17 protein-coding genes and 1 tRNA gene are annotated in these 19,540 nt (G+C 44.3%); 16 read left to right on the forward strand and 2 right to left on the reverse strand.

Features of this window, described 5'->3' with window-relative positions:
- The first annotated feature begins 253 nt into the window (after positions 1-253).
- From DXB91_RS06105 to DXB91_RS06165, 13 genes are all read left to right on the forward strand, one after another.
- Positions 254-324 (forward strand) — tRNA-Trp (locus DXB91_RS06105).
- A gap of 185 nt (positions 325-509) precedes the next feature.
- Entirely contained in the window at positions 510-1,415 is a 906-nt protein-coding gene (gene cysK / locus DXB91_RS06110) for a cysteine synthase A (protein WP_118017112.1), read from the forward strand.
- A gap of 141 nt (positions 1,416-1,556) precedes the next feature.
- A complete protein-coding gene (locus DXB91_RS06115) occupies positions 1,557-3,086 on the forward strand; it encodes a glycoside hydrolase family 32 protein (RefSeq protein WP_118017114.1) in 1,530 nt (509 codons plus the stop codon).
- Between the two features lie 263 nt (positions 3,087-3,349).
- Positions 3,350-4,162: a hypothetical protein gene (locus tag DXB91_RS06120; RefSeq protein ID WP_243003532.1), complete on the forward strand. Its 813-nt coding sequence runs from the start codon at positions 3,350-3,352 to the stop codon at positions 4,160-4,162.
- A 50-nt stretch (positions 4,163-4,212) separates the two neighbouring features.
- Positions 4,213-4,422 (forward strand): helix-turn-helix transcriptional regulator, encoded by a 210-nt coding sequence (locus DXB91_RS06125; RefSeq protein ID WP_118017118.1) that lies wholly within the window; start codon positions 4,213-4,215, stop codon positions 4,420-4,422.
- A gap of 55 nt (positions 4,423-4,477) precedes the next feature.
- Positions 4,478-5,257 carry a DUF3169 family protein gene (locus tag DXB91_RS06130; RefSeq protein ID WP_118017120.1) on the forward strand — a complete coding sequence of 260 codons (780 nt, stop codon included), beginning with the start codon at positions 4,478-4,480 and terminating at the stop codon, positions 5,255-5,257.
- Between the two features lie 223 nt (positions 5,258-5,480).
- A complete protein-coding gene (locus DXB91_RS06135; RefSeq protein ID WP_118017122.1) occupies positions 5,481-8,339 on the forward strand; it encodes a hypothetical protein in 2,859 nt (952 codons plus the stop codon).
- A 45-nt stretch (positions 8,340-8,384) separates the two neighbouring features.
- Positions 8,385-8,516: a hypothetical protein gene (locus DXB91_RS14550; RefSeq protein ID WP_278321119.1), complete on the forward strand. Its 132-nt coding sequence runs from the start codon at positions 8,385-8,387 to the stop codon at positions 8,514-8,516.
- 145 nt (positions 8,517-8,661) lie between these two features.
- Positions 8,662-9,120: a ferritin-like domain-containing protein gene (locus DXB91_RS06140; protein WP_055147620.1), complete on the forward strand. Its 459-nt coding sequence runs from the start codon at positions 8,662-8,664 to the stop codon at positions 9,118-9,120.
- Positions 9,121-9,377: 257 nt separating this feature from the next.
- Positions 9,378-10,529 carry a DNA/RNA non-specific endonuclease gene (locus tag DXB91_RS06145; protein ID WP_243003533.1) on the forward strand — a complete coding sequence of 384 codons (1,152 nt, stop codon included), beginning with the start codon at positions 9,378-9,380 and terminating at the stop codon, positions 10,527-10,529.
- Between the two features lie 422 nt (positions 10,530-10,951).
- The gene (locus tag DXB91_RS06155; RefSeq protein ID WP_117551030.1) at positions 10,952-11,581 is read left to right on the forward strand and encodes a TetR/AcrR family transcriptional regulator; all 630 of its coding nucleotides are present in this window, start codon (positions 10,952-10,954) and stop codon (positions 11,579-11,581) included.
- 123 nt (positions 11,582-11,704) lie between these two features.
- On the forward strand, positions 11,705-13,468 hold the full coding sequence (locus DXB91_RS06160) for an ABC transporter ATP-binding protein (protein ID WP_117551028.1): 1,764 nt from the start codon (positions 11,705-11,707) through the stop codon (positions 13,466-13,468).
- A 1-nt stretch (position 13,469) separates the two neighbouring features.
- Positions 13,470-15,203 carry an ABC transporter ATP-binding protein gene (locus tag DXB91_RS06165; protein WP_117551026.1) on the forward strand — a complete coding sequence of 578 codons (1,734 nt, stop codon included), beginning with the start codon at positions 13,470-13,472 and terminating at the stop codon, positions 15,201-15,203.
- A gap of 89 nt (positions 15,204-15,292) precedes the next feature.
- Here DXB91_RS06165 and DXB91_RS06170 read toward each other — a convergent pair whose 3' ends face one another.
- Together DXB91_RS06170 and DXB91_RS06175 are read right to left on the reverse strand one after the other, a co-directional pair.
- A complete protein-coding gene (locus DXB91_RS06170; protein ID WP_015533578.1) occupies positions 15,293-15,529 on the reverse strand; it encodes a hypothetical protein in 237 nt (78 codons plus the stop codon).
- A gap of 103 nt (positions 15,530-15,632) precedes the next feature.
- Positions 15,633-16,319 carry a Crp/Fnr family transcriptional regulator gene (locus DXB91_RS06175; protein ID WP_117551024.1) on the reverse strand — a complete coding sequence of 229 codons (687 nt, stop codon included), beginning with the start codon at positions 16,317-16,319 and terminating at the stop codon, positions 15,633-15,635.
- A gap of 145 nt (positions 16,320-16,464) precedes the next feature.
- On the opposite strand from DXB91_RS06175, the gene DXB91_RS06180 reads away from it, so the two are divergent.
- From DXB91_RS06180 to DXB91_RS06190, 3 genes are all read left to right on the forward strand, one after another.
- Positions 16,465-17,304 carry an ATP-binding protein gene (locus tag DXB91_RS06180; protein ID WP_117551022.1) on the forward strand — a complete coding sequence of 280 codons (840 nt, stop codon included), beginning with the start codon at positions 16,465-16,467 and terminating at the stop codon, positions 17,302-17,304.
- 34 nt (positions 17,305-17,338) lie between these two features.
- A complete protein-coding gene (locus DXB91_RS06185; RefSeq protein ID WP_015533581.1) occupies positions 17,339-17,887 on the forward strand; it encodes a hypothetical protein in 549 nt (182 codons plus the stop codon).
- Between the two features lie 207 nt (positions 17,888-18,094).
- Positions 18,095-19,537 carry an MATE family efflux transporter gene (locus DXB91_RS06190; RefSeq protein ID WP_015533582.1) on the forward strand — a complete coding sequence of 481 codons (1,443 nt, stop codon included), beginning with the start codon at positions 18,095-18,097 and terminating at the stop codon, positions 19,535-19,537.
- Positions 19,538-19,540: the final 3 nt, after the last annotated feature.

The raw sequence follows: 19,540 nt of genomic DNA on the forward strand, positions 1-19,540 counted from the left end.
AAGTACTAATAGGTCGAGGACTTATCCTTAGAGGTTTCTAAGAGATAAGCTTTGGAGATACGCAAGTGTGCATGATATCTGCAAGGTGCAGAATCTAAGGCATACACAGTAAAGAATAAAGTTTACTTTGAAACAGTCGTTGGTTGTTAGATGGGGTTAGGTTACTAGCTTTCTGTGTGAAATTCTGAAGGTACAAAATAAAAGTACCGAGAAAATTTAACGCTGCAACAGGTGTTAAATTTTTTCTGTATATAGGGGATTGGTCAAATGGTATGATAGGGGTCTCCAAAACCTTTGGTGGGAGTTCGATTCTCTCATCCCCTGCTAAAAAGCCTTGAAAACTCAGTGTTTCAAGGCTTTATTTATATTAGTGGGAAGGGGAATGGCAAACTATGAAAAAGGAGAATGAACCACATTAATATAAAGGCAGTTCTATATATTTTATAGTGACTTTGGTGGAAAAATATGTAAAATATTATAATATAAAGTAAAGAGAAGAAGGGATTAATATGTATTACAATGATGTGCTTGATCTGATAGGGAATACTCCGCTTATGTGTCTGAAAAAGTCGACAGGATACAATATATTTGCCAAGGCGGAATTCCTTAATCCTGGTGGAAGTATTAAAGACAGGATCGCAAAAAACATGCTGGAGGTTGCAGAGAGTGAGAGAAAACTCAAGCCGGGAATGACTATTATAGAGCCTACGAGCGGTAATACCGGAATAGGGCTTGCACTCTGTGGTGTTCAGAAAGGTTATAAAGTGATAATTGTGATGCCAGAGAATATGAGTGAGGAGCGAAAGAAGGTTATCAGGGCATTTGGTGCTGAGCTGGTACTTACGGATCCGGTTCTAAGCATCGGTGGTGCTGTTGATAAGGCAAATGAGATAGCAGAATCTGATCCAGAGAAGTATTTCATGCCGCAGCAGTTTGTCAATCAGGCAAATCCAGATGCGCATTATCGCACAACAGCAGTTGAGATGTGTGAACAGCTTGGTCAGAAGATAGACATATATGTGTCTGGTGTTGGAAGTGGGGGTACTCTCCAAGGTATAGCTAAATATCTGTTGGAGAAAAATCCAGATACGAAGATTGTTGCCGTTGAGCCTAAGGGAGTGTCAGCGCTACATGGAGATGGCCCGGGAATCCATCAGATACAGGGAATAGGCGATGGATTTATACCGGATGTCCTGGATACATCACTGGTAACAGATGTGGTGGAAGTGGCGGATAAGGATGCCATTGAGATGGCGAGACGACTTGCCAAAGAACAGGGACTTCTTGTAGGTACGTCATCCGGTGCAAATGTATGGGCGGCTATGAAGATGGCAGAAAAATATGGGAAAGATAAAGTTATAGCCACTGTGATGGCGGACAGAGCTGAAAGATATTTCAGTGTAGGTTTATTATAAAATAGGAAATAAATTTATTTAGGGACATTTTCAAGAGATGCTATGTATGGTACAGTGGAAATGTCTCTATTTTATTGATTTAAATGTGTTATTTGAAAGAACGCAAAATATAAACCATGTAAGTATAAAGGAGAAAAAGAGATGGATATAAATGGGAATATGACGGGAAAAAATGTGGTTAGCGAGGCACTTGCTGCATCGAGGGAATACGAAACTCAGAATGAAATAGATAAGAATGAGCGACCGTTGTTTCATGTGACTCCGCCTGTCGGTTGGATGAATGATCCGAATGGATTTTCTGTGTATAATGGTAAGGTGCATTTGTTTTACCAGTATCATCCGTACAGTACGGAATGGGGACCTATGCATTGGGGGCATCAGGTCAGTGACGATTTGATAAGATGGGAGCAGCTTCCTGTGGCGATTGCACCTGATACGATATATGATGCCGAGGGCTGTTTCTCAGGTACGGCCATTGAAAAAGATGGAGAGCATGTCCTGATATATACCAGTGTTATGAAAAATCCCGACGGTGATGGGGTATTGCAGAACCAGAGCATAGCGGTTGGTGATGGCGTTACATATAAAAAAATACAGAATAACCCGGTGGTGACTGGAGATATGCTGCCGGAGGGATTGAGCAGAGCGGATTTCAGAGATCCGAAGGCATGGCTTGAGGATGGCAGATACTATATGGCTGCAGGCTGTGTGGATCAGGATAATAAGGGGCTTGTGGTATTACTTTCGAGCGCTGATATGGAAAGCTGGACATTTGAGAGTATCCTTGCACGGAATGAAGGTGATCTGGGCGGCGTATGGGAATGCCCTGATTTCTTCAAATTAGACGATCATCATGTACTTCTCGTATCGCCTACGGGAATGAAAGCAGAGGGATATGAATTCCACAATGGAAATAATTCTATCTATTTTGTTGGAGAATTTGATAAAGGTGAGAAGAAATTTGACGGTGGAGAGCCATTATCACTTGATTATGGAACAGATTTCTACGCGCCTCAGACTACACTTTTGCCGGATGGCAGAAGGATAATGATAGCGTGGATGCAGTCGTGGCATAATCTGTGGATACCCGGTGGACAGAAGTGGCAGGGAATGATGACGATTCCGAGGGAGATATCTCTGAAAAATGGACGCTTGATACAGAAGCCAGTGAGAGAGATAGAGAAGTATCATGCTAATATGGTCAGGTACTCAGATGAAGTAGTGAGTGGACGGCGTAGTCTGGAAGGTATAAGTGGAAGAAGTCTGGATGTGACATTTGTAATCACTGGAAACAAATACAGCAGATTTACCGTGAATCTGGCAAAGGGAAGCGGATATTATACTCGATTTATATATGACAGAGAAAATAATATAATAGAGATGGACAGGACATTTGCCAGATTTGAGAAAGATGTGGTGTGTATCAGAAGGGCCTGCGTGAAATCAGCAGAATGTTACGGGGATGTCAAGGGAAAGGTTGATGAACAGCAGGAGGCTCAAGATAGTATAAAGCTCAGATTTATACTGGACAGGAATTCGATAGAGCTGTTTGTAAATGATGGAGCTATGACAATGAGCACGGCGATATATACACCTATTGAAGCGGATGGAATAGAGCTGTTATGTGAGGGACAGGCAGTCGTGGATGTGGAGAAGTATGATATCATTTAACAAAAGATGATCTTGCTCAATTGTTTTGTTGTTGCACTGCCAGGCATCAGTCTGGCGGTTCTCCAGGTTTCAGGTGCCTCCGTTCCAACATTGATATGACAAGGAAAGTTGTCAAAAGTTATTGACAACTTTCCTTGTCATTTGTTATACTCCATTGTAAAATAAATGACAACTATAGTTGTCATTTGGCATATATAATATATATATAGCTTGAATTTGGAATGGGATTTTAGTGGTAAGAATTAAAATGGAGTTATGAGGATATGAGGAAAAAGCAAGGTGTAAATAAAAAGGATAATCTAAGTGAAAATGGCATGGATAAAGGTAATAAGAAATCTACCTGTGAAACACTACAAGCTATGTTTGAGGGCATGATCGTCTCCCAACCGGTGGACAAATTGAAGACGCAGGTCAAGGGGTATTCCGTGACAATGATCACAGAGAGAATGTTAAAGAAGAACAAGCTGGGGGATGTTATTGCTGAGATCTGTGATATGACTGAGCTTGAGCGCGAAATCCGCCAAGGTCTGGAAAATGGACTCCCTGTGTATGGTTTCTTCAGAAACAAGCAGATGTGGAGCTGCTTTATCTTTGATAAAGAAGATATTGCCAGGAGTGAGTTGACGCCTGAACCTGAAAGTGGCAAGGATGTACTCAGTATATACAAGCTTAGAAAGTATTACATTCATCCTGAGGTGGAGAATCTGGCAGATGACATGATGGAGGTTGCCCACAGCAATGTGTATCAGAATGTGATAGATGTATTTGGAGATAGGAAGAGTGATGGATTCTTTTTGAGGGATAAAATATATGTGTGTAAGCGCGATAAAACCACTGGCGCACCACTTGGAATTATCATAGGTGTTGCACTTGGTATAGTGTATGGAATACTGTTTGACAATTTGGCGCTTGGAATTTCCATTGGATTCTGTTTTGGAATAAGCTTTTCCATGATATGGGGGACATCCACACATAAGTATGCAGAGCATGGGCTGGCAGACAGAGCAGAAGCTGAAGATGCGGACAATGTAATAAAAGGATTGGGCTCTGATGGAGAGGACGGCATAAACAGATAATGGACCTGATTATGATGACAATACAGATTAACAAGCTGGAGGTGATATAGATGCCGCTGTACAACAGGCTGAAGGAATATCGGGCGAAGCTGGGAGTAAACCAGCAGGAGATGGGAGCGTTGGTGCAGACCTCGAGGCAGACGATAAGTCAGATAGAGAGGGGAGATTACAGTCCATCGGTGACTCTGGCACTCAAGATCGCAAAGGTGTGTGGTGCCAGTGTGGAGGATATATTCCAATACGAGGATGATAAGGAATGATTCCTGACATATGGATAAGGTCGTGTTAATTCATAGAATGAAAAGAGGATATGAGATGAAGGATACTGATAAAAAAGTGAACAAGAAAAGTAATCTGAAGATATATATAATATTTGCGGTCATGATCCTGGCAAGTCTGCTGGGAGGTTTCCTGGCGGGAAGGCTTGCCGCGGTGAACAAGGACACATTGGATGGGGTCAACTGGGATCATATATGGTGGATAACAGCTGATACGCTGCCTATAGTATATGGTGTGCTCATGCTGGCGACGTTTGTGGTGTCATTTGTCATGTATGGGAAGATAAAGAGGATGATCAGAGGCTGGGACGGAGAGAACGAGGATGTGATAGTGGATATAGAGAGTCGGATCACGACTGCCTCATATCTCCCGTGTGTCATCGTGTTCGTTGGACTTGTGTTGTTTCCGGTGTGTATATACGCTGTGGACAGGACGTACAGTGATGGGCGTGGCACATTCCTGACAGTGCTGTCCGAGCTCGTATTTCTGATATCTATGGCACTGTATTGTGTGGTTGAAAAGCTTGTCATCGATGAAGAGAAGAAGCTTAACCCGGAGAAAAGCGGAAATATATTCGATATGCATTTTCGCCGTGACTGGGAGAACACATCGGACGAGGCTGAGCTTATCATGATAGCCAAATCCTCCAAGAAGGGATTTATGACTGGAATTAAGGCAGGATTTGTCATGTGGATACTTACGTTTATGAGCATGTTTGCATTTGACACAGGAGTGATGCCTGTATTGGCAGTGGGAGTGATACTTCTTGTCATGTATGTGGCTTATGGCAGGGAATTCAGAAAGCTGCAGAAGTAAATAAGAGCAGAATTTTGATTTGGGATGACCGTGAAAATTACGGTCATCCTTTTTTACTGCTTTAAAATTATGATTAATATCTTGAATATAATCAATATATTGACTATATCTGGGATGGGGTGTATTTTTATGTATATGACAGGAAGGAGGGATAAGGAGAAAGTGGGGATGACCCAATCTTGGCCATGAGAATTAAGTGTAGAAAAGAAAAGGAGAGAAAAGCATGGGGAAAATGAGAAAATTATGGGTGGCGGTGTGCGCCATCATGGCAGTGCTTGTGTGGCTGCCATTTGTGGGAATTGATGTAAAGGCTGGCCCACTACCAAGTCGTACGGAAACCGTAACTATACAGCCAGGAGATGATGTTACACTCAAACCGAATTTTGATGTACTTTCACGATATGGGGTTACTGAGGATACGGAAGACCTGACATACGAATGGTTTGTTACGGGTGAGCAGAAGTATACAGGTAGTATATATGAAAGAAAGAATGTGAAGAAGGCGTTTTACTGTGAGTTGATGCTTTATTCAAAAAGTTTTGTCTCAGGGTATTATATATACGGCTTTAATGTTGTGATAGATAATGATTTAAGCGCCAAAGCGATTAGTGACACAGAAATAACCCTTAAAGCCGGGGACACAGCAACGCTTAAGGTCCAGGCATCCTGCGCCAAGGGAGATATAACCTATGTCTGGGAGGGGCAGGGAAGTGTATCTGCGGATAACCCTGCAGAATTCACAACGGTAGCAGTCACGGAACGTACCAGTGTGTATTGTCACGTGTCCGATATGTATGGCAACACAAAGACCATATACTACTATATAAATATTGAAAATGGATTGAAGGTCAGTGCAAAGGGTTCTTCAAAGGTAAATGTGCCATACAATGAAAAGGCAACTCTTGAGGTTGAAGCGTCATGCGATGAAGGTGAGCTCACATATGCATGGCTTGACGTTGCGACTTATGATGTGCTTGGCAGTGGCGACGTATTCACGACCGAAAGTGTCACTGGAAAGAAGATATATAGATGTCAAGTCAGTGACAAGTATGATAACATTGAATTTGTAGACTTTACGGTGAATGTGGATAATGGTCTCAAGGTGGAGACTGTAGGAAGCACGAATGTGATCATTAAACAGGGAGAATCAGTGACTCTCAAGGTCAAAGCGAGCTGTAATGAGGGCGAGTTGACGTATAAATGGACTGGCAGCGGTGTAGGTGATGATGAGGCGGCTACGGATTCTATCACTGTAACATACAATAGTAATTCAGAGATATCCTACAGCACATACACCTGTGAAGTGACAGACAAGTATGGTAACAGTGAGAAGATAAGCTTCACTGTTGGAAGTTATAATCCGTCAGATATGTCGGATACGAGCAAGGTCTATGTTATTTCATGGAATGAAGAAGTAAAGAATGTTCTTGAGAAAATGCTGAATAAACGCAGTGATCTTAAGGGTAAGATAGCATTTATAAATCTTGAAATTGGGGGAACAGACCCTGATTATCTTAAGGGCGTTGATCTGGTGCTTGAGAAGAATCCTGATGCTACATTTATAGTGGCAGGTGATGCTTCGGTGCTTGGGGATATAAATGCTCAGAATAAGTATATGACCGTGGCTGAGCTGGGGCTTACGAGTGCGTACTCTGCAGCGTATCCTTATACCAGAAAAGCGGGAACATTTGACGGAAAGCTCACAGCTATGACATGGCAGGCAAATCCGGGAATCTTCATGTATGATCCTGATATTGCCCAGAAAGTGCTGGGTACTTCAGACCCTGAACAGGTACAGAAGATGATAGGAACGGCAGATGGATTCCTGAGTGTGGCTGCAAAGATGAAGGCTGCAGGTTACTATATGACTTCCGGAGCCGCAAATAAGTCTAGTTATGGAGATCAATATTGTGAAATGCTTGCAAATATGGCGGGGATTTCGCAGTATGACTCTGCTGATTATGGACTGACCGACAGTCAGAAGGATGTGGCAAAGAAGCTCATAGAAGGTATTGTAGCCAATGGATACGATACAGGCCATTCCATGTGGGAGATGAAATGGGTTGACGATACAAAGAGCGGCAAGGTATTTGGCTGGTTCTCTTGTACCTGGGCTGCAAACTGGAGTTTGACATTTGACAAGCCTATGGCAGTATGTCAGGGCCCTGTTCCATACTACTGGGGAGGAACATACCTTTTCGCAAAGAGCGGCAAGGCAGATAAGACTGCGGCAGAGATACTGAAGGCCGTATGCTGTGATGCAGACACCATGGCATATATAAGTGAGGCTGGAGGTACATTTCCTAATAATGCGGTTGCTGCACAGAAGCTCATAAAGAGCGTAAAGAATCCGGTCTCAATGAAGAATGATCAGAACTTATGGGAAGCTTATGACAAGATGTCAAGGGCCATAGATGGAGGAAATTACAGGATCACAGAGCCAGCCAAGACACCACTTGTCCCAGCTGGCAGCAACGGCATAGTGAAGGGCACGGATGGTGTGTACTACTATGTGAAGAACGGTGCAGTCCAGACAGGCACGACCGGAATGATAGCGAGCGGTGGTAAGACATATTATGTGAGCAAGGGAGTATGGCAGTCAAAGGCAGCCGGGTTGAAAAAGGTCGGTTCAAAGACCTATTATATATCCGGGGGATTGCTTCAGAGCGGCAAGACTGGATTTGTGAAGAGTGGAAGCAAAAAGTATTATGTTGTAAAAGGAGTAGTCCAGAGTGGCAAAACCGGATTTGTAAAGATCGGCAGCAGGAAGTATTACGTTGCAAAGGGCGTGTTCCAGGGAAGCAAGACCGGATTTGTGAAGATCGGCAGCAAGAAGTATTATGTGGTTAAGGGAATATTTCATAGTAGTAAGACCGGATTTGTAAATATCAGCGGCAAAAAATACTATGTAGTTAAGGGCGTGTTCCAGAGTACAAAGACGGGACTTGTGAAGCCGGTAAAGACTGGTAAGACTTATTATGTCAAGAAGGGTGTTCTTCAAAGTAAATTCACAGGAAGGATCGTGTACAAGAAACATACATATAAGATCGTGAAGGGTGTTATGACGAAGAAGATCAAATAATGTATAAGAAGCATTATTTTATGGAAAGGGGCATTGTGTAGAGCAATGCCCATTTTTGTATTTCTGTATGAGGCGTTGTCGCTGCCGGAGATAGCCGGTGATGTGCTGATCCTTGGAGGCGCAGTAGTGACTACTGTAAATGATCAGCGAACGATGAAAACTGAGGAAAATGTGTAGCTTGTGAGATATAAGAAAACGAATATGACTGGCAATTGTGGGGAGTATTTTTTAGATATAAGAATAGAAATGATGATATTGGGTCAATAATATCTATGCAATATGAAATGTTAGAAAAAGTTTTTTATAGGAAAGGAGTATTGCTATGATATTAAAGGAAAAAGAGAAAACAGTTATCCAGGATCTTCAGACACAGGAGAAGTCCTGTGTGGAGAAATATGGAAGATATGCGGAGCAGGCGAAGGATCCTGAGCTTAAGAATCTGTTCCAGACTATACAGAAGGAAGAGCAGAAGCACTATGATTCACTTACCCAGGTGCTTGACGGACAGGTTCCACAGTGTGACTGCAATGACAGCGATGGAAAAGATTATGAGCCAAAGCAGACATACAAGATGATGGACGATTCCGAGGATAAGAAGAATGATGAGTTCCTTGCAACAGACTGTATTGGAACAGAGAAGCTTGTGTCAGGCGAGTACAATGGAGAGATATTTGCATTTGGCGAGAGCGCGGTGAGAAAGCTTCTGGCGGATATACAGATCGAGGAGCAGAATCATGCGGAGATGCTCTACAAGTATAAGGTCGCAAATGGAATGGTGTAGGGAAAAGCTTACACAAGGGAGCATAAATTGTAAGGAGGATATGTATCACATGTGGTATATATCCTCTTTTTTGTTGCAATGATTCGTTAAAGCAGCTAGTGAAAACTCTTTGTTTTGAATTGAGGTTTTATGCGGGGATGTATTCACAAAACGGATGACAAAATGTAGAATGTTATTATACATTTTGGAAAAAGATAGCTAAATTTTAATAGGATGTATATAGGCAGGGATAACATTTTCAGAGAGGAGAATGTGACGTGAAAAGAAAATTTTACAGTGTACTGTATGTAGCAATATTTGCATTGCTGATGTCCGGGTGCAGTATGTCAGAAATTGCGGATGGCAGCAGGTCCGCGGTAAAGGGATATGAGAAGGAGACTGTAGAAGATACCTCAGAATCAGAGAATACCACAGCTGCGGAGAAAAAAGATAACGCCGGCAACACGTCACCTGAAAGCAGTGCGGCAGCATCTGAGAATATTGCAGATCAGCAGGCTTCGAGCATGGAGATTGCTGATATTCCCATATATTCGGGAGAGGCATATTGTGAGATAAATGGCAATGTGCCTTATTTCAGTGAGGATGAGATGGTGACGGAGGCATTTGAGAATTACAGCGATCTGGACTTTCTTGGAAGATGTGGAGTTGCCTATGCCAATATCTGTAAGGAGATTATGCCAACGGAGGAGCGCGGCGAGATAGGTATGATAAAGCCTTCAGGGTGGCATACAGTTAAATACAATGATCGTATAGACGGCAATTATCTGTATAATCGCTGCCATCTGATCGGATATCAGCTTGCCGGGGAGAATGCAAATGAAAAGAATCTGATAACTGGAACCAGATATCTGAATGTCACTGGCATGCTGCCATTTGAAAATGAGGTAGCTGATTATGTGGAAAGTACTGGAAATCATGTGCTTTACAGGGTTACACCTGTATACGATGGAGACAATCTGGTTGCGTCCGGAGTGCAGATGGAGGCGGAGTCCGTGGAGGATAAAGGCGCAGGAGTAAGTTTCAATGTGTATGTGTACAATGTACAGCCAGGCGTGATAATCGACTATGCTACAGGGGACAGCGAAGCGGATCCGGATTATGTGGTGCCGGGAGAGAATGCCAGCACTAAAGTATCAGAGGAAAAAGGAGATGATGACCAGACAGCAGAAGCTGGAATGATCGGAGAAACTCAGGATACGGAGTCAGATATTGGCAGTGATACATCGGAGATCCAGAAAGAGTCTGCGGATGAGGATATATACATAGTCAACACCAACACCGGTAAGTTTCATAAGCCATCATGCAGGAGTGTGAAACAGATGAAGGAAGCGAATAAATCTGAGAGAACGACCACAAGGGACGAGCTTATATCTGAGGGATATGAACCTTGTAAGAACTGCAATCCGTAGTTGGACTTTGCCTGGGATTCTGATACACTCAGAACAAATTAGGAGAGAGCTTCATCGGATAGTGACCGCAGTTAAGAAAGATGGAGAGGTAGGTCTTGAGTATATGAAGAGTGTGGAGATAGAGAAAAGAATAAGACAAGAGAGCAGAGAAGAAGAGAGAAAAACTAATTAGACAATCACTTGATATCGTATTGTATATCAGGTGGTTGTTTTTTATAAGGGTAAAGCGCATATTTTATCAAAAATTTGATATGGCTGAAAAATTATCAAAACAGCACTTGACAACAGGGGGATTATATATAAAATATAACAGTGTAATATAACACTGTTATATTTGCGCGTGCCTGATGGTTGGTATGGCACTTGCATTTGGAATCTGTTTCGGTCAGAAGCGAGGCATATTAAACGGGAGAGGAGTCTTTATGACAGAAAAAGCAGAAAATACAAGACAAAACATACTGAATACGGCACTGAAGCATTTCCTTGAGTACGGATTTGCAGGGACATCGCTCAGAAGCATTGTGAAAGATGCCGGACTTACAACAGGTGCATTCTATAAATATTATCCTACAAAGGAGGCTCTTTTTGATGCGCTGATAGATCCGTATGTGGAGGAGCTATATGGGATATATGACAGCGTTCTTGAGGAGTTTCAGAGCCTGCCACCGGAGAAGCAGACTGAGAACATGGCAAGCGCATCTGGGAACGGAATGGATCAGATGGTGAATTACGTGTATGACCATTATGATAATTTCAAACTTTTACTGCGGTGCAGTGACAATGAGAAGTATGGAGATATGATACATAATCTGGTAGGCCGTGAGATGAGATCTTCAAAGCAGTATGTGGATGAGATGCACAGAGCCGGTATAAATGTGCCGGACATAAGCGACAGCCTTTGTCATATGATATATAGTGGTTTTTTTTCGGCGATATTCCAGATCATAGAACACGACATGGATCGCGAGACTGCGATAGAGAATGTGGGCAAGCTCAAGAAATTCTACACTGGAGGTTGGGAGAGACTATGGAAGGTGCAGTTTCCGGAGTAGTCAGTAGTTATGCGGCAAGGTAAAATACCGAACCGCATAATTTTAAACTATGAGGTTAGACGAAACTAATGCAAATAAGCGAAAACGAACAAGTTTTTGCTCAAGATATAAGGAGGAGAAAAAGTGGAAGAAAAAAAGAAATCAGCGGTGAGCTGGGTCCTCACATGGGCGGGGCAGAAGAAGTCATCCTATGTGTGGAGCGTCATTTTGGCGGTTATCAATGTAGTATTCAAGATAGTTCCGTATTTCATCATTGCGGACGTGGTCAGGATGTTCCTTGACGGGGATAAGGATCTCAGGGAATATATGTTGAAGGCTCTTATCATAGCGGGCTCGTTTATACTTGCTGAGCTTTGCCATAGCGTATCAACGGCATGTTCCCACAAGGCAACATTCAACGTGCTTGCAAATATCAGAAAGTCATGCTGCGACAAGCTTGCAAGGGTGCCGCTTGGATACGTGAAGGATACGCCATCGGGTTCGTTCAAGAACATTATGGTGGAGAGAATAGACAGCATAGAGACGACTCTGGCACATGTTGTGCCTGAGTTTACATCCAACCTGCTGGCGCCTATCATTGTCATCGTGTATTTTTTCATGGTTGACTGGAGACTTGCGTTGTTCTCATTTATCCCGATAGTCGTTGGATTTGTAACGTACATGGGCATGATGATCGATTTCCAGGAGAACTACAACAGGACAGTTGAGAAGACCAAGGCACTTAACGACGCAGCAGTGGAGTACATAGATGGAATTGAGGTCATCAAGGCATTTGGCAAGACAGAGAGCTCATATGCCAAGTTCACAAAGGCGGCAAAGGAGAACGCAGACTCGTATATCAACTGGATGAAGAAGTGCTCATTCTTCCAAGCAGCCATGTTCGTCATCACACCGTACACACTTGCAACGGTCCTTCCGATAGGTGCGCACTATGTGTCAAATGGTTCGCTCACCACAGCGGATTTCGTTGTGTGTATCATCCTCTCACTTGGAATAGTCGGTCCGCTGCTTACAATCGGTTCATACACCGATGATCTGGGCAAGCTGTCGACAGTCATCGGAGAGGTTACAGGAATCCTGGAGCAGCCTGAACTCGTAAGACCTGAGCACACAAAGGCACAGCCGAAGGACAATGGAATAAAGGTTACAGATATCACATTTGGCTATCACGACAAGGAGATACTCCACGGCGTGAGCATGGATATAAAGGCGGGAACGGTAAATGCGATAGTCGGTCCGTCGGGAAGCGGAAAGTCTACAATAGCCAAGCTGATAGCTTCACTGTGGGATGTGAACAGCGGAAGCATAGAGATCGGAGGCGTGGACATAAAGGATATCGCGCTGACGGATTTCAACGACAGGCTTGCGTATGTGTCACAGGATAATTACCTGTTCAACGAGACAGTCAGGGACAACATAAGACAGGGAAGACCGGATGCCACGGACGCCGAGGCCTTCGAGGTAGCCAGAAAGAGTGGTTGCTACGACTTCATCATGAACCTTGAGAACGGATTTGACACCGTGGTCGGCGGTGCAGGTGGACATTTGTCGGGCGGTGAGAGACAGAGGATATCCATCGCCAGGGCGATGCTGAAGGACGCGCCGATAGTTATACTGGACGAGGCAACAGCCTACACCGATCCGGAGAATGAGGCCATACTTCAGAGCTCTATCGCCAAGCTTGTGGCGGGTAAGACGCTGATAGTCATAGCCCACAGACTTTCCACCATCAAGGATGCGGATCAGATATTTGTGGTAAATGCAGGAAATGTGGAGGCTCATGGAACACATGAGGAGCTTCTTAGCAAATGCACACTTTACAGGGATATGTGGCAGGCGCACATCTCGGTCAAGGATACGGCAGGCGATGAAAAGGAGGGCGAGTAATATGTTTGGAGTATTAAAAAAGTTCTTCCTGTTCTCAGGTAAGGAAAACAGCCGCAAGTTCAAGCGTTCAATAGCGATAAGCCTGATAGACGCACTGGCATCGGCACTGAAGATCCCGGCTATAATGTGTGTCCTCATGGGCGTTATAGAAGGAAAAGACCTTGGAAAATATATACTTGGTTCAATAGCCATCATGGCGGTATCGATCGTAGTTGGAATACTGTGCAAGATGTCGTCGACCGTGCTGCAGACAGAGGGTGGCTACACCACAGCGGCATTCAAGCGTATAGAGATGGCGGAGCACCTCAGATATGTGCCTATGGGATATTTCAATTCCAACAGCATAGGTGAGATCGCATCAGTTACGACAAATACCATGGAGAATCTGGGAGATGTGGCTACGAGAGTTGTCATGCTCACGACCCAGGGACTCCTCGAGACATCCATGATCATACTCATGATCCTGCTCTGCGACTGGAGGATCGCGCTGGTATCATTTGCAGGAGTTGCCATATTCCTTGTGATAAATACTGTGATGCAGAATGCCGGAAAGCAGGCATCTTCAGCCAAGGTTGACTGTGACACTGAACTCATAAATCAGATCATGGAGTACATACAGGGCATATCAGAGGTCAAGTCCTACAACCTCATCGGCAAGCAGACGAAGAGACTCAATGCGGCAAATGAAGCCTGCGTCAGGGCAAATGTAAAGATGGAGCTTGTCTATGTCCCATATCATTTTCTCCAAAGCATTGTGACAAAGCTTACAGGGGTAGCGATAATAGGACTTTCGGCTTACTTTTATATAAATGGCAGCATGAGCGTTCTGTATGCTGTGGGTATGTCGATCGCGGCATTCATGCTCTACGGGGGCCTTGAGACCATGGGAACATTTTCATCACTGATACATGTGGTCAGTGTGTGCGTAGACAAGGCAAATGTAGTGCTCGGACTTGACACAATGGATATAGATGGAAAGGAACTCAATCCTGAAAATCACGATATAGAGGTTAAGAATATAGAGTTCTCTTACGACAAGAGAAAGATAATAGACGGAATCTCACTCACCATACCGGAGAAGACAACGACGGCGATAGTCGGACCATCTGGCGGTGGAAAGACAACCCTGTGCAATCTGATCGCCAGATTCTGGGATGTGGATTCGGGAGAGATAACCCTGGGCGGAACAAATGTTAAGGATTACAGCATGAACAGTCTCATGAACAACTTCTCATTTGTATTCCAGAATGTATATCTCTTTGCTGATACCATAGAGAACAACATCAAGTTCGGAAGGCCGGAGGCAACCCATGAAGAGGTTGTGGAGGCTGCAAAGAAGGCGTGCTGCCATGACTTCATCAGCAAGCTTCCTGACGGTTACAACACTGTGATCGGTGAGGGCGGTGCAACCCTCTCAGGCGGTGAGAAGCAGAGAATATCCATAGCCCGCGCCATCATGAAGGATTCACCTATCATCATCCTTGACGAGGCGACTGCAAATGTCGATCCTGAGAACGAGAAGGAGCTTACTCTTGCAGTGGATGCCCTGACAAAGGAGAAGACGATCATCATGATCGCCCATAGACTCAAGACCGTAAGACATGCGGATCAGATAGTAGTGGTGGATCAGGGAAGAATAGCCCAGAAGGGAACCCACGAAGAACTCATGAAGCAGGACGGAATCTACAGGAGATTTGTGGATTCGAGAGAACTGGCAGTTAGCTGGAAGATATAAGTGAAATGTATCCTGTGAAACACAGAAGACAGGTGTCAGATAATCGACACCTGTCTTTTGCTTTGGGATATTAGTTATCAGTTCGCAGCCTACTCAAAATCGTCCTCATCATAATCGCAGTCGCAGTTACAGCCGCCATCGCTGCAGTTGCCGTTGTATGAGCCAAATGTCTGGCTCTTTCTAGGAGAGCAGAGCATTCCGAGCACAAGCCCTGTGAGGAATGTGCAGATAGCGAAAAGCACGGCCTCTCTTGTTGAGTAGTCTTTATCCTTTACGACAACAGTGAATTTGTTCCATCCGTCTTTGATAGTTTTCATTGGTTTCATTGAAATCCCTCCTGATCATATTATATTGATAAATCCTGAATCAGGGAAAATCCCCCATCTGTAATGAATTTCCCTGAACAGTTAATTACATGATACATCAACATCACACATCAGTCCACCCCTGGGCAGGAGACTTAAGAACAAAATGAGATTTGTGGAAGTCAATCAGCCCATCAGTCTTCATCCTGCCAAGTTCAGTAGACAGTCCACTGCGGTCCACGGACAAAAAGTCAGCGAGCTGCTGTCTGGAAAATGGTATATCAAATTCGTTGCTGCCATGTCTGTGCATCTCCGATGACAGGTAGGAGAGCAACTTATCCCTGGTTGTTTTCTGGCTCATGTGCTTTGATTTTTCGCCGAGCCTCAGGTTCTTGCCGGCGAGATCGCACAGGAGATTTCTTATCATCTGATTATGTCTGCCACATGTTACCGGGCAGGTGGTGAGCATTTTTTGAACATTCAGAAACAATACAGAACTTGCAGCTTCAGCATATACGCTGACGTCGAGTACGGAGCCAGGGGTACAGGCATATGATTCCGCAAACGTGTGTCCGGGCATGATGGCAGACATGACGCTTTGACCACCCCAGTAATCCTCCTGGATGACTATCGCTTTGCCTGTAAGCAGCAATCCTATATATTCTGTTGTGTTGCCAGCCATGAGAATACACTCATTTTTTTGGTATTTTTTGATGATTGCACCCAGACAGTCCAGTATGGAGTCAACGTCATCAGCGGTGATACTGGAAAAAAGACTGGATTTCAATAATGTGTCCATGTATTTGTTCATATTACCTCTTAGTGGGGACGCTTCTTTTGTCACAAGGAATATCCCTGAAAAGTATAACATTTTTATGTTGAAAATTCAACATACACAAATGCTCTGACTGAATATAATGACGTTAAAAGCAGGAAAAAGATTGGAGGAAATATATATGATAAGAAGAGTTATACAGATAGACGAGGACAAGTGTAATGGATGTGGAGCCTGTGCAAATGCGTGCCATGAGGGTGCTATAGGCATGGTAAACGGCAAAGCAAAGCTGCTCAGAGACGATTATTGTGATGGACTTGGCGACTGCCTGCCGTCGTGTCCTACAGGAGCCATAACATTTGTGGAGAGAGAGGCGGCTGCGTATGATGAGGCGGCAGTCATGGCAAACAAACAGGCAAGATTCGATGCAGAAAAATCCAAAAATATGGTTGGCTCAGGAGTGATGCATGGAAAAAGTCCGGCACACTCCGGTTGCCCTGGTTCTATGGCGAGAAGCATATTCAGGAGACCGGCAGCAGCTTCAGGTGAAGCAGTACAGGCAAGCTCATATGAACAGGCAGCAGTAGAATGCGTACAGAGTACAACTGATAAAACAGTCAATCAGCAGGCGGGTGACATATATAATTATGAGCGCCCGAGCCAGCTCACACAGTGGCCGGTGCAGATCAAACTTGCCCCGGTAAATGCGTCATACTTTGATGGTGCAAAGTTGCTTATAGCGGCGGACTGTACAGCCTATGCCTATGCATCGTTCCACGAGAAATTCATAAAGGGACATGTGACTCTGATTGGCTGTCCGAAACTTGACAGTGTCGATTATTCAGAGAAACTTACAGAGATTATCAGGCGAAATGACATACAAAGTGTTACAATAGTCCGTATGGAGGTTCCTTGTTGTGGAGGACTGGAGATGGCTGCGAAGAAGGCACTTCAGGACAGCGGCAAGTTTATCCCATGGCAGGTTGCAACAATATCAATAGATGGAAGAATTCTTGACTGACATTCTCTTCACAGCACCATGAAAGGTAAAGACAATGGAAGATAAAATAAGAATTACAACTGAGACAGGCAGTCGTCTGGTCGGTGCTCTGATAGGGCTGGTGAGAGCCACTGATGGGATGATGCATGTGACTGATGATACAAATAACATAATAATAGAAGGTTTGCACATGTCTGATATTGCTCTTGGCATCTCTGATGCAGACATGAAGGCGATGATCGCAAGGGTGCATGCTGATAAGCATACAATTGTCCCTGACTGCAGTGTATGCGGTGCACCATGTGGCAGGACTGCAGATTATGACTGGGAGAGCGTGTACAGAGAAGAACGGACAGAGCACGAGGAAGGCAATAGAGATGGCAATGTGGCAGAGCCTTCTGTCATATCGGACGTGCGGATAGACATACTTTCCACACTTCAGAAGATATCCCACAGAGTGATCTCCGGGGAGATCAACGCAGATGGCGAGGTGAACTTCAGTGTGTGCAGGGCAGTATTTGCACTGGGGGAGAACTGGAGTGACGGCGAGCTTGAGAGAGTAGAGCGTGAGCTTGAAGATTTGTCAACCAACAACAGTATGTAACAATGGCACACAAAAATATAATACTTGAAAATAACAAGGCTTGGCGCATCACAGATGGAATAAAAGTGGTGCGCCTGTTAAAATTAATAAGAAAATACTTCATACTACAGGTATAAAGCCATTGCAAATACAATTATTCGGGAGTACAATAATCGGACGCATCAAATTAAATGATGAAAGAGATAATAACAGGAAAAGGTAACAAAAATGGGAAGTGCTGCTACGGGCTTTGTAAAAAATAATAAAAAGGTGACATGGAAAGAATTTGCCAGAATGCTGGCTGTGCTTGCTGTGCCTATTGCGATGCAGAATCTGCTGGCGACCACCGCTAGTATGGTTGATACCATCATGATAGGAAGTGAGGGCGAGATCGCCGTTGCGGCGGTTGGCGTGTGTGCACAGATAGGATCACTTTTGTTTTCAACATATTGGGGATTTGTCAGCTGCTCCCTTCTGTTCATGTCTCAATACTGGGGTGCCAAGGATCCAGAGGGAATGAACAAGGCATTTGGTCTGGCGATCATATGTGCGGGAATATTTGGAATAGCATTTGCGGTGGTGACTGTGGTTGCACCGGGGTGGATACTTGGAATATATACAGATAAAGTAGAGATCATAGCACTTGCGAAGCCATATATGAGAATAGTTGGATGGTCCTATCCGCTTCAGGTATTTGCCGCAATAATTACAGCACTCCTTAAGTCAACGGAGAGGGTGAAGGTGCCACTGGTATGCTCGGTCATCTCACTTTTACTCAACTTTTGTATAAATTTTGTGTTGATCTATGGTAAATTTGGTGCTCCCAAGATGGGAGTTGCTGGTGCGGCTATAGGTACACTGGTGTCTGGTATCGTGAACATAGCGCTGCTCATTCTGTATCTTGCAAAGAGCAGGCATGAGATAAAGTTCAGTGCGCGAAAGGCATTTGATATTGATATGGGATTTGTGAAGTCCTATGCGTCCAAGGCATTCCCGATCGTATGCAACGAGATCCTCTATGGCGTGGGCCAGATGATAATCAACGTTGTCATGGGACATCAGAGTGATTCCGCCATAGCCGCCATGGCTGCATTCCGTGTATGTGAAGGGTTTGTATATGCATTCTTTGGTGGTCTGGCAAATGCGTCCAGCGTTGCCGTGGGAAATGAAGTTGGCGCGGGTAATCTGGACAGGGGACTTTCCTATGCCAAGAGAGCTGCACTGGTATGTCCTGCCATCACATTCACAATTGTGCTCATCACGATGCTGCTGCACAATCCGCTGTTTGGATTGTTTGGACTCGGGGCTGAGGCGATGATGTACACAAAGTATATGCTTATAATATATCTGTTCTTCGGAGCAGTCAGAACATGCTGCTATATACAGAACGAGTGCTTCCGTGCAGGCGGTGAGGCCATCGTTGGAACAGTTATGGAGATCAGTGGACTGATGTTGTTTTCGGTCCCGGCTACATGGGTAGCAGGAATGGTGCTCAAGCTGCCATTCCTCGCAGTGTTCTCATTTGTTTACACGGATGAACTTCTGAGATTTGTCATACTGACACCGTACTTGTTAAAAGGAAGGTGGATCAAACCTATGACGGGACCTGGTCGCGCGGCACTTGATGAGTTCAGGGGCAGGATGAAGCGAAATAAGCATAGAGCGCGATAATCT

The organism is Coprococcus sp. OM06-34AC (genome assembly GCF_003462545.1).
In the GTDB taxonomy this organism is placed as follows: domain Bacteria; phylum Bacillota; class Clostridia; order Lachnospirales; family Lachnospiraceae; genus Coprococcus; species Coprococcus aceti.